The organism is Bacteroides sp. 41_26 (genome assembly GCF_949740115.1).
GTDB classification, from domain to species: domain Bacteria; phylum Bacteroidota; class Bacteroidia; order Bacteroidales; family Bacteroidaceae; genus Bacteroides; species Bacteroides nordii.
The window spans coordinates 1-10,655 of sequence record NZ_CATJGZ010000062.1 but is presented as its reverse complement, the minus strand read 5'-3'; the positions used below and the strand labels follow the sequence as shown (position 1 = coordinate 10,655).

Here is a 10,655-nt window from a genome sequence, read left to right as displayed (position 1 = left end):
TGTTTCAGGATAATACCACCGTGCTCTTCGGTCCATGCCCAGGCATGTTTGAGAAATTCGTCACGGGTCAGATCCGTCTTTTTGATTCCTTCCGCTGCAAGTCTGTTTACCACCTTGGCTTCAGTTGCAATAGAGGCATGATCTGTTCCCGGTACCCAACAGGCATTTTTACCTTCCATACGGGCACGGCGAACAAGAATATCCTGAATGGTATTATTAAGCATGTGTCCCATGTGTAACACACCAGTGACGTTAGGAGGAGGAATGACGATGGTGTAAGGTTCACGACCATCGGGTTTTGAACTAAATAATTTGTGATCCAACCAATACTGGTACCACTTTCCCTCCACGTCAGCGGGATTGTACTTACTTGCTAATTCCATGTTATATTTCTATATGTTTAATTTATTGCGAATAATGGATGCAAAATTAATAATTTAAATTCAAATCTTACCACTCTCCGGCTGTTTCTGTACACGGAAAGAGAGTTTATAGCCTTCGTAAAGTGCTATTCCGTAAAATAGAGCAGTAGCAGAAACTATATTTTCGGCCATTACCGAGAATACTGCTTTAAAATCTGTTTCCGCCAGTGCCTCCATATAAGATAAACTATATTCTTTAGCTACATAGCCTATAATAGAAAAGAAATCTCCTAAAATGCAACTCAACAAAGCCAGAGCTGCTCCAATGATTCCGAAAACAGGACGCACTCCCTTTCCCCTGCGCATAGCCAATCCAACAATGAAACCGATACCAATAGCCATATAGCCAATCTGATAGCCAGTGGAAACAGAAACCAATCCCCAGGCAACAGCTCCTAAAAGACAAGCCCCCGTTCCCCACAATACCGCCTTCGGAAGATTTTCTTCTGCCAGTAGCTGCTCTCTGCTCAGCACTGCAGAAAATATTTCCGGATCCGGAGTGGGTGCTATCTTTTCCAATTCTTCATCTTTTTGAAAATTTTCACAAGCATCTTCAAAGTCCGGTAATGTTCCCGTACGTTTACAGACGAGTCCACGTCCCATCACGAAATCACGTGATACGCAATTGCGACAATAGCTTTCTATTCCCTCTGTATTAGCCATAATCAATGTGTGTGTTATTGATATATAAATTTGTTTATTAACAGAAATTTCGCAAATATAGAGGTAATTTTCTGCACGGCATTCAATTAATACATATTTTTGTCCTATAAAAGAAATTTGACTATGAAGCGAAAACAAAAGATACGCTATATCATTCTGGAAACTCTCCTGTTACTTATCTGGACCACTCAGCTTATTCCGGCGATGGGTGAGGGCTATGCCCGGTCCGTATACCCGGTTATTTCGTTTTGTCTGTCTTCGTTCTCACGTTTGTTTCCTTTTGCCATAGGCGATTTATTCATATTTCTCAGTATTACCGGTGTCATCCTCTATCCTATTTACGGACGGATAAAAAAATATCCCTGGAAAAAGATTTTATTACGTGACGGTGAATATCTTTTGTGGGTATATGTATGGTTTTACCTTGCATGGGGGCTGAATTATTCGCAAAAGAACTTTTACGAACGTACAAACATTCCCTATGTTGCCTATACCCCCGATAAATTCAAAGCATTTGTGGACGAATACATTGAACATCTGAATGATTCTTATGTCCCTGTTACAGAAATAAACAAGGATATTATCTGTCGGGAAGCAGTCAAAGGATACCGGCAAATCAGTGATACATTAGGCGTACATCTACCTCCATCTGATTCGCCCAAAGTAAAAACAATGCTATTCACTCCATTCATATCGATGGTTGGTGTGAGTGGCAGTATGGGACCTTTCTTTTGTGAATTCACGCTGAACGGCGATTTACTCCCTTCCCAGTATCCGGCAACATATACGCATGAACTTGCCCATTTGCTGGGCATCACCAGCGAAGCCGAAGCCAACTTTTATGCATATCAGGTATGTACACGTTCGCAAGTGGAAAGTATCCGTTTCAGTGGTTATTTCTCTGTCCTGAGTCATATTCTGGGCAATGCACGCCGACTCATGACAGAAGAAGAATACAATGAACTATTCAAACGTATCCGACCGGAAATCATTGAACTTGCCCGCTCTAATCAGGAATACTGGATGGCGAAATACAGTCCTCTGGTTGGCAATATCCAAGACTGGATATACGACCTTTACCTCAAAGGAAACAAAATAGAAAGCGGACGCAAAAACTATTCGAAAGTAGTAGGACTCTTAATCTCATACCGGGATTACCAAACCGAAAAACGATAAATCAACAAACAGGTAGATATATACATTATAGATTATATGCTTAAAAGCTGTATCTTTGCCGTATGAAAAAATTAGTAATTGTAGGATGTGGACGACTTGCTGAAATCGTTGCGGATGCAGTTGTCAATGGATTATTACCCGATTATGATCTGGTAGGTGTTTATTCGCGTACGGCATCAAAAGCCGAACGTATTGTAACTAAAATGCAGCAGTATGGAAAACCCTGTGCCGCCTGTGCTACTCTGGAAGAGCTGCTCGGTTTGAAACCCGACTATCTTGTGGAGTCAGCTTCTCCCAGTGCTATGAAAGCACTTGCTTTGCCTGCGTTAAAAAACGGTACTTCCATCATCACCTTGTCTATCGGTGCTTTGGCAGATACCACCTTTTATGAGGAAGTGAAGAAAACAGCCAGGGAGAATGGTACACGTGTATACCCTGTATCCGGAGCTACCGGAGGATTTGATGTTTTAAGGACTGCTTTCTTAATGGGAAATGCTTCTGCCCGTTTCTTCAACGAGAAAGGTCCGAATGCATTGAAAGGTACGGCCGTATACGATGAAACTTTACAGACAGAGCAACGCATCGTCTTTTCCGGAAATGCAACAGAAGCAATAGGTATGTTTCCAACCAAAGTCAATGTAGCAGTTGCTGCCTCACTGGCCTCTGTTGGTCCGGAGAATATGCAGGTATCCATACAATCCACCCCCGGATTCGTGGGAGATACTCAAAAGGTTGAAATAAAAAATGATCAGGTACATGCTGTAGTAGAGGTGTACAGCGCTACGTCCGATATTGCAGGGTGGTCTGTAGTGAACACCCTGATCAATATAACCTCACCCATTGTATTCTGACAGATTGGCAAGCACTTTCTCGCTCAGGCGGTCAAACGCCTGGCGGGTGCGCCCTGTTGATACCTGCATACAACGCACATGCGGATGATTGAGATACTGTGTGCCTCCCAATGCACCTACCGTATCACAAAAACAAAGATTATCTCCTTCGAGCCATTGTGCAAAGGCAGATTCATCCCATGCCGGTGATAAGCCGGTATTGAACAATATCTTTTTGTTTCCAAGCGCTTTGAATTCAGCATCATGTAATAGAACTGTATTTTTGTTGAGACAACAAAAAACTACTTCGCTCTGAGTAAGAAGCTCATTTAACGGCATGAAACGATATCCTTTGGCTGCAGCTTCCTTTTTCTCACTGCGGGCATAATAAGCAATATCAGCACCCAGAAAATTCAATGCATCTGCTATCATGCCACCGGACTTACCAAGCCCCACAACACCAACCTTCAATCCGGTAATCTCACGTGCCATACCATCCCATGGTTCCTGCCCGAATCCATGCAAACAACGTACCAGTTCACTAATCACATACTCTACCACTCCTTCATCACCATAATCGCGGATACCCGTTACCGTAATCCCCTGTTGGTTGGCATAACGAATATCTACATTAGCACTTTCCGGAGAATAGAGTGAACAACACATGCCGATATACTTAACATTAGGGCATTTCTCCAATGTATACCGGTTTATCCGGGAAGTATAACTTAAAAGTACAGCATCGGCATCACCAATACGGGCTGCAACTTCATCATCTCCCTCCGGTATATCGGAATACATAATAACTTCATTTGCAAAAGAATGCAATGCTTTTTCTGCTGAAGGAACCAGGCTTACCGGTTCTATCGCTACAAGTTTATGAAACATAGTCTTAAAATTTTAGCGGTAAAGTTAATAAAAAATGGCCTTATAAAGGCTCGTCACACCATATTCTTTGGCAGTTCCTGCATAAACCAGCCTAAAGCACAAATGAAACAAAACAAACTAAAAGAAGAATACTTTGCCTCGAATTTCTCTATCTTTGCAAGAAATTATATAGACTCTAATATTTCTTATATAAAAGAAAAGATGCATTCAAGAAAAGAACAAATGGAAGCCTTCGGCCGCTTCCTGGACATATTGGACGAGTTACGCGTAAAATGCCCGTGGGATCGTAAACAGACTAATGAAAGTTTACGCCCTAATACGATTGAGGAGACTTATGAACTCTGTGACGCTCTGATGCGCGATGATAAGAAGGATATCTGTAAAGAGTTGGGAGATGTGCTGCTGCACGTGGCTTTTTATGCCAAGATAGGTTCGGAAACAGGAGACTTTGACATAAAGGATGTATGTGACAAGCTCTGTGAGAAATTAATCTTCCGTCATCCTCATGTATTCGGAGAAGTAAAAGCCGAAACCGCCGGACAAGTTTCTGAGAACTGGGAACAATTGAAATTAAAGGAGAAAGACGGCAATAAAACGGTGCTTAGTGGCGTACCATCCGCCCTGCCCTCTTTAATAAAAGCTTATCGTATACAAGACAAAGCCCGGAATGTAGGTTTCGATTGGGAAGAAAAAGAACAGGTGTGGGATAAAGTAAAAGAAGAAATTGCAGAATTTCAGGAAGAGGTAGCCAATATGGACAAGGTCAAAGCGGAAGCAGAATTCGGCGATGTAATGTTCAGTCTTATCAATGCTGCCCGCTTATACAAAATCAACCCGGATAATGCACTGGAGCTTACGAATCAGAAGTTTATCCGTCGATTCAATTATCTGGAAGAACACACGATCAAAGAGGGTAAAAGCCTTAAAGACATGTCACTCGAGGAAATGGACCGTATCTGGAACGAAGCAAAAAAGCTTGAGAGGTAAAAGTTGAAAATTGAAAGTTGAAAGTTAGCTGCGCTGTTATGCCACATAGTAACTTTCAACTTTTAACTCTCAACTAAATAAGGGTTATTTATCTTTTCGGTTTGCATTTTTCAGCAGTTCCCTGTGAAAACGCATTTCGGCTTTCTGCACCATATAAATTTTCTTATTCGATAAGATTTTCTTGAATTTCTCGTAATAATCTCTTTCCAGCTTGTCCGAAGCTGAACGGGCATCATATACACCTTTCAGAATTTCAGCATACTGAGCCTCTGTCGTTTTATCATCTTTTCCTTTACGAAGTAACCCCCAAGCCTTATCATTCAACGCTTTCTTTTTATCCTGAAGCTCAAAGTATACAGGAAAGAACTTTGCTGCTTCTTCTTTGTTCAAACCAGCTTTCTCAATAATGAATGCCTTCTGCTTGGCACGGAATTCTTCCGGTGACAGACGTTGTTGGTTGCACCCATCCATAGCCCACAACAAAGGAGTAAAGCCGCAAATGATAAACAGCAGAATAATCAGTCTTTTCATTTTTATAAAATCAGTTTAATTTATTTTATTCCACACTGGCATCAGTGAGATATACATACAATGAATAATCGTCCATCATCGAACCTTCGAGCACAGCATTAATATACTCATCAGAATCACTATCAACCTCTACCGTCTCCATCACAGCCATTTCTGTAGCCTCAGGTTTATAGTTTACCGATGCAATACGAATAATAAATGCAGCTCCGACAAACATTGCCGCCATATAAGCCAATGGCTTAATTTTGTCCCACTTCGTCGTTTTTTTCACTTCAAAGGCAGATTTTTCCTTTTCGGGAAGCTTGTTCATCACTTCTGAAGTAAGATTCTCAAAGTATCCATCAGGCACCTTAAAGGCATTGCCTGTACCTACTTTCTTCAATATTTCATCTTCTTCTTTCATATAATCTTCTCCTCTCTTTTTCTTAGACATTTAATGATTTAAAAGGTTTAATCAACACCTTCCAAAAACTTTTCGATTTTCTTCACTGCATGATGATAGGATGCTTTCAATGCTCCCACAGAGGTACCAAAGATCTCCGACATCTCTTCATACTTCATCTCCTGGTAGTATTTCAGATTGAAAACCATGCGTTGTTTCTCCGGCAGTGACAATAAGGCTTTTTGCAACATAAGCTGTGCCTGATCACCGGAGAAGTAAGGATCACTTTCCAGCCTCTCAACGACAGCGGCTTCCGGATCGTCGATGGCTACGGTATTCATAGCGCGCTGCTTATTCAGAAAAGTAATACATTCGTTCAGGGCAATGCGATAAAGCCAGGTAGATAGCTTCGCTTCTGCCCGGAAATAGTCGATGTTCATCCATGCCTTGACAAACGTATTTTGAAGAAGGTCATTTGCGTCATCATGAGAAAGTACCATCCGGCGAATCTGCCAATATAATTGTTCGCTATATTGCGACACAATCATTTCAAATCCTTTTCGTTGTGTACCTTCGTCCTGAAGGAGCCTTAAAACCTCTCGTTCTTTATAAGAATTCATAAGGTTATTAGTATTCTGTATGTTATGCTTATTTATGGTTCAATTTATTCAATGCTTCAAGCAAAGGGTCATCATATTTGTAAATATCATCACAGTAACTGAGCTTGCCATCGGCAGCCAGATACATGGTTTGATAATCCAGGAACAGAGGGATAGCTTCCTTCAGACTATAATGCTTAAGTTCCCGGTATGCTTCGCTCCGGTTCAGTTTTTTGCCTTCATCGCTCTTCGGAGCTATGTCCATGGCAATACGAATGCGATCTTCCAACAGTTCGTCCGGCTTTTCCAATAAGAAAAAGGCAAAGTCCAACGCTCTCTCCAACCTTACACAACCATGACTTACCGCACGATTGGAACGGTTAAAGGCCCAACGGGAAGGAGTATCGTGCAGATAGACAGCATACGGATTGGGGAAACGGAAAATAATTCGCCCTAAAGAATTGCCTTCTTTGTTGTCCTGCTTTACAGTAAACGGTACGCCTGCTGTATATTTAGCCCATTTTATATCATGAGGATTTACCCGGTTTCCATTCTTATCATATACTTTCATCCGGTTTCGGGTGAAGTAAGTAGTATCGCGACGATAAGACGGAATAATCTCCTTACGTATTATATTTTGGGGAACATTCCAATAAGGATTCAACTCCATGTAGTAAATCTTACTGTAAAGCAAAGGAGTTTTATTTCTTACTGAACCACAGCAAATACGCATCTCAAGAATCGAATCGACCTCCTCATTAAAAGCCTGTAACATAAAGGCAGCTATATTACCGATCACATATTTAGAACCTTTTTCGGGTTTATATTGCCAGCGGGCTCGCTCCAGATTGATCAGCAAATGATCCTTATAGTAAGTAAGAGGGCGATTGAGATAACGGATGGTATAAGTCCCTATAGAATTGTCTGCAGACAGGCGGTTCGTTAAACGGAATTGATTTACCGCCTCCAGTAAAGCAGAAGTCAATGTATCACCTGAGAATTGTTGTTTCAGTTCTCCGGTTTGCATCAATCTACCGGCAATCAATGGTATGATACGATGCCTCTCTCCCACTTTCAGTAAAGTATCACCAATAAGCGGAATTTCTTCAAATTCGGCCTCTCCTAGAGAATCCAAGCGTGCTAATTCTTTCTGCATACTGAGATAGAAGGGAGAAGTGGGCTGAGCCTGGCGAAAAGCAGCAAAAGGATTCTGCCTCAAAGAAGCCAAAGCCTCCAGAGCAAACTCTTTACTATACTCCTTCAAAGGAATGGGGTAAGGTTCTTTCTGTTTTTCAGTATCACTCTTTTTCTTAACATCCTCTTCCTGATTATTCAGAAGTTGTACTGGAGAAATAAAACCATATTTAAGTCCACAGGTATAAAACAGGTAAGAGCTTGTCAACCCGTATTCCAAACGTGCCAGTAGATGATTGATCGTTTCGTCTTCATGCAACTGCAGAGAACGGAAACGTTCCAGATCGGTTCGTATATCAGAGACATTAAAAAGTGCCGGATTTAATCCATGCCGATGAGAATTCTCTAACCAGTAAAGGAGCGAATCGGCATATTGCCCTACGCCATCTTTCATCCAAAACAATGCTGCACTATCTGCTGCATAATAACTCACCATAGCCGAGTCCCAGGCCATAGTATCATTAGTATTTGACAAATTTATACGGACGTATTGACGTATACTATCAGAATTTATTAAATATGCAGGATGAACTAATTCATGAAAAGAGGACAGGGAAAGAACAACCGGAGATTTTGGTTTCTCTTCCTTACAGGCAGATACCACCACGAGTAGAATAAGAAAGCTTAATACGATCCGCTTCATCATCCATCTCTTTATTTTATTACTACTTTCCTCACTATATCACCTATTTTAAAGATATAATATCCCTTCGGAAGATTTAAAGTCACTGATTTATCAACTGTATCAATACGCACTGAGGTGACCTTCACTCCAAGAATATTGTATACTTCCATCAAAGAACCAGGGGTAGCATTCTGAACGCGCACTGTAGTACCGGACACAGTCAATGTAAGAGAAGACTGCTCACTCTGAACAGTTTCCGCTTTACGCCCTTCCTGCGCCGTCATTGTGGAAAAAGGCAGGAGAGTCAGAGCAAAGAAAAAGTAGAAAAATAACCTTTTCATCTGGTATGTATCCGATTCTGTTTATTCAGTACAAATATACGTTGTTCCTCCCTATAAAACAAACTTTACGCCTGAAAGTTGTCACAGATTGATGCAGAGGTTCTCCTTAGCCAGGATAGTATTTGGAAAAACAGCAGCGGCTTCTTCCAGCAAGACCTGTTCATTCTCATAACGTGCCGAAAAGTGCCCGATGACAAGTTGCTTTACTCCTGCATCCAGAGCGAGCCGGGCTGCCTGAGAAGCAGTAGTATGAAATGTCTCTTTGGCTCTGGGCAAATCAGTCTGAGCAAATGTAGCTTCATGAAACAGGAGATCAACACCGGCAATCTGACGGGCTATCTCTTTCCGATAGATAGTATCAGAACAATAAGCATATTTTCGAACGGGCTCAGAAGGGCGTGTGAGACGATCATTGGCTATCACTTCTCCTTCCGGAGTTACAAAATCAGCCCCGTTCTTAATGCGGTTTAGTTCGTAGACCGGTACCTGATAGAAATCAACCATCTCCCTGATGATGTGATTGGGACGAGGTTTCTCAGCAAACAGGAAACCGCAGCAAGGAATGCGGTGTTGTAAAGGAATTGTCGTAACAGTCATGGAACGATCTTCATAGATCAACACAGGCTCTTTCGTATCAAATTCATGAAAAACAACCTGATAACTCATGTTCTTACAGAAAAAGGCCAGTAGCGGAGAAAACAATTCTTCCAACCCTTTAGGAGAATGAATATGGAGTTCTGCCGTACGTCCTAACAATCCGAAAGTAGAAATAAGCCCCATCAGGCCAAAACAATGATCGCCATGCAAATGAGAAATAAAGATGTGATTCAACCGGGAAAACTTCAACCGGGATTTACGAAGTTGCATCTGTGACCCTTCGCCACAATCTATCATAAAAAGTTTGTCACGCAGGTTCACTACCTGTGAAGTCGCAAAATGCCGTGTAGTAGGCAACGCAGAGCCACAGCCCAATATATGTAATTCAAATTTCTCCATAACAGAGACAAAGATAATGCAAACCGAGAGCAGAATAAAATGAACCTGTTCATTTTTTATGCCAGGATGCAGCTTATTTTCGTTTTGATGCAAAGATAAAAAGAAAAAGGGTATCAGCGAACTGATACCCTTTCTAAAAATATTATAGAATTAATCGAATTAATTCTTACCTTCCAACTGTTCTTTCAAAGCAGCCAAAGCATCGATGTCACCCAGAGTTGTAGAAGCAGCCTGATTCTGAATCATCGGAGCATCTTCTTTCTTAGCAGAAGTCTTCTTTGCATTAGAAGCAGCTTTCTTTTCAGCTCTTTCTTCTGCCTTAGCAACATCTTCAAAGATACGGCTGTGAGACAGAATGATTCTCTTAGCATCCTTGTTGAATTCGATTACCTTGAACTCAAGTTTCTCGTCCAACTGAGCCTGTGAACCATCTTCCTTAACAAGGTGTTTCGGAGTAGCGAAGCCTTCAACACCATAAGGCAGAGCAACTACAGCGCCCTTATCCAACATTTCGATGATTGTTCCTTCGTGTACTGAACCTACAGTAAATACTGTTTCGAATACATCCCAAGGATTTTCTTCGAGTTGTTTGTGACCAAGGCTCAAACGACGGTTTTCTTTGTCGATTTCCAATACCTGAACTTCGATATCAGCACCAATCTGAGTAAATTCTGATGGGTGTTTTACCTTCTTAGTCCAAGACAGGTCAGAGATGTGGATCAATCCGTCAACACCTTCTTCGATTTCTACAAATACACCGAAGTTAGTGAAGTTACGAACTTTTGCAGTATGCTTAGAACCTACAGGATACTTTTCTTCGATAGTTTCCCATGGATCTTGTTTCAGTTGTTTGATACCCAAAGACATCTTACGTTCTTCACGGTCCAGAGTCAATACAACAGCTTCTACTTCGTCGCCCACTTTCATGAAGTCCTGAGCAGAACGCAGGTGCTGTGACCATGACATTTCAGATACGTGGATCAGCCCTTCAACACCGGCAGCAATTTCAATGAATGCACCG

At 41.5% G+C, this 10,655-nt stretch carries 13 protein-coding genes; 3 read left to right on the top strand and 10 right to left on the bottom strand.

Translation table 11 applies throughout. The features are described from left to right. Both QX565_RS07670 and QX565_RS07665 read right to left on the bottom strand, forming a co-directional pair. On the bottom strand, positions 1-383 hold a 383-nt coding region (locus QX565_RS07670), incomplete at its 3' end, for a class I tRNA ligase family protein (RefSeq protein WP_289292277.1). 60 nt (positions 384-443) lie between these two features. After that, positions 444-1,085 (bottom strand): hypothetical protein, encoded by a 642-nt coding sequence (locus tag QX565_RS07665; protein WP_195350247.1) that lies wholly within the window; start codon positions 1,083-1,085, stop codon positions 444-446. Between the two features lie 123 nt (positions 1,086-1,208). Here QX565_RS07665 and QX565_RS07660 point away from each other — a divergent pair, with 123 nt between their 5' ends. Continuing rightward, entirely contained in the window at positions 1,209-2,261 is a 1,053-nt protein-coding gene (locus QX565_RS07660) for a DUF3810 domain-containing protein (RefSeq protein ID WP_289292274.1), read from the top strand. 62 nt (positions 2,262-2,323) lie between these two features. Continuing rightward, a complete protein-coding gene (locus tag QX565_RS07655) occupies positions 2,324-3,112 on the top strand; it encodes an aspartate dehydrogenase domain-containing protein (protein WP_221651338.1) in 789 nt (262 codons plus the stop codon). Here the strand turns inward: QX565_RS07655 and QX565_RS07650 are convergent. Continuing rightward, positions 3,095-3,979 carry an NAD(P)-dependent oxidoreductase gene (locus QX565_RS07650; RefSeq protein WP_221651339.1) on the bottom strand — a complete coding sequence of 295 codons (885 nt, stop codon included), beginning with the start codon at positions 3,977-3,979 and terminating at the stop codon, positions 3,095-3,097. The genes QX565_RS07655 and QX565_RS07650 overlap by 18 nt on opposite strands. Positions 3,980-4,180: 201 nt before the next feature. Here QX565_RS07650 and mazG point away from each other — a divergent pair, with 201 nt between their 5' ends. Further along, positions 4,181-4,966: a nucleoside triphosphate pyrophosphohydrolase gene (gene mazG, locus QX565_RS07645; RefSeq protein WP_221651354.1), complete on the top strand. Its 786-nt coding sequence runs from the start codon at positions 4,181-4,183 to the stop codon at positions 4,964-4,966. 84 nt (positions 4,967-5,050) lie between these two features. Here the strand turns inward: mazG and QX565_RS07640 are convergent, their stop codons facing one another. The 7 genes from QX565_RS07640 to QX565_RS07610 all read right to left on the bottom strand — a co-directional run. Then, on the bottom strand, positions 5,051-5,497 hold the full coding sequence (locus QX565_RS07640; RefSeq protein WP_221651340.1) for a hypothetical protein: 447 nt from the start codon (positions 5,495-5,497) through the stop codon (positions 5,051-5,053). A gap of 25 nt (positions 5,498-5,522) precedes the next feature. Then, a complete protein-coding gene (locus tag QX565_RS07635; protein WP_289292271.1) occupies positions 5,523-5,930 on the bottom strand; it encodes a hypothetical protein in 408 nt (135 codons plus the stop codon). A gap of 17 nt (positions 5,931-5,947) precedes the next feature. Beyond that, positions 5,948-6,499 carry an RNA polymerase sigma factor gene (locus tag QX565_RS07630; RefSeq protein ID WP_007484381.1) on the bottom strand — a complete coding sequence of 184 codons (552 nt, stop codon included), beginning with the start codon at positions 6,497-6,499 and terminating at the stop codon, positions 5,948-5,950. 28 nt (positions 6,500-6,527) lie between these two features. Continuing rightward, a complete protein-coding gene (locus tag QX565_RS07625) occupies positions 6,528-8,318 on the bottom strand; it encodes a L,D-transpeptidase family protein (protein ID WP_289292267.1) in 1,791 nt (596 codons plus the stop codon). A gap of 8 nt (positions 8,319-8,326) precedes the next feature. Next, a complete protein-coding gene (locus QX565_RS07620) occupies positions 8,327-8,638 on the bottom strand; it encodes a T9SS type A sorting domain-containing protein (protein WP_195570293.1) in 312 nt (103 codons plus the stop codon). 81 nt (positions 8,639-8,719) lie between these two features. Further along, positions 8,720-9,634 carry a ribonuclease Z gene (locus tag QX565_RS07615; RefSeq protein WP_221651343.1) on the bottom strand — a complete coding sequence of 305 codons (915 nt, stop codon included), beginning with the start codon at positions 9,632-9,634 and terminating at the stop codon, positions 8,720-8,722. Between the two features lie 159 nt (positions 9,635-9,793). Then, positions 9,794-10,655 (bottom strand): S1 RNA-binding domain-containing protein (locus QX565_RS07610; protein ID WP_289292264.1); only part of this gene is annotated, 862 nt, incomplete at its 5' end.

Excerpts from the sequence above, each read along its gene's own strand:
- QX565_RS07665 (WP_195350247.1), bottom strand. The coding sequence starts at position 1,085 with ATGGCTAATACAGAGGGAATAGAAAGCTATTGTCGCAATTGCGTATCA.
- QX565_RS07660 (WP_289292274.1), top strand. The coding sequence starts at position 1,209 with ATGAAGCGAAAACAAAAGATACGCTATATCATTCTGGAAACTCTCCTG.
- QX565_RS07655 (WP_221651338.1), top strand. The coding sequence starts at position 2,324 with ATGAAAAAATTAGTAATTGTAGGATGTGGACGACTTGCTGAAATCGTT.
- QX565_RS07650 (WP_221651339.1), bottom strand. The coding sequence starts at position 3,979 with ATGTTTCATAAACTTGTAGCGATAGAACCGGTAAGCCTGGTTCCTTCA.
- mazG (WP_221651354.1), top strand. The coding sequence starts at position 4,181 with ATGCATTCAAGAAAAGAACAAATGGAAGCCTTCGGCCGCTTCCTGGAC.
- QX565_RS07640 (WP_221651340.1), bottom strand. The coding sequence starts at position 5,497 with ATGAAAAGACTGATTATTCTGCTGTTTATCATTTGCGGCTTTACTCCT.
- QX565_RS07635 (WP_289292271.1), bottom strand. The coding sequence starts at position 5,930 with ATGTCTAAGAAAAAGAGAGGAGAAGATTATATGAAAGAAGAAGATGAA.
- QX565_RS07630 (WP_007484381.1), bottom strand. The coding sequence starts at position 6,499 with ATGAATTCTTATAAAGAACGAGAGGTTTTAAGGCTCCTTCAGGACGAA.
- QX565_RS07625 (WP_289292267.1), bottom strand. The coding sequence starts at position 8,318 with ATGATGAAGCGGATCGTATTAAGCTTTCTTATTCTACTCGTGGTGGTA.
- QX565_RS07620 (WP_195570293.1), bottom strand. The coding sequence starts at position 8,638 with ATGAAAAGGTTATTTTTCTACTTTTTCTTTGCTCTGACTCTCCTGCCT.
- QX565_RS07615 (WP_221651343.1), bottom strand. The coding sequence starts at position 9,634 with ATGGAGAAATTTGAATTACATATATTGGGCTGTGGCTCTGCGTTGCCT.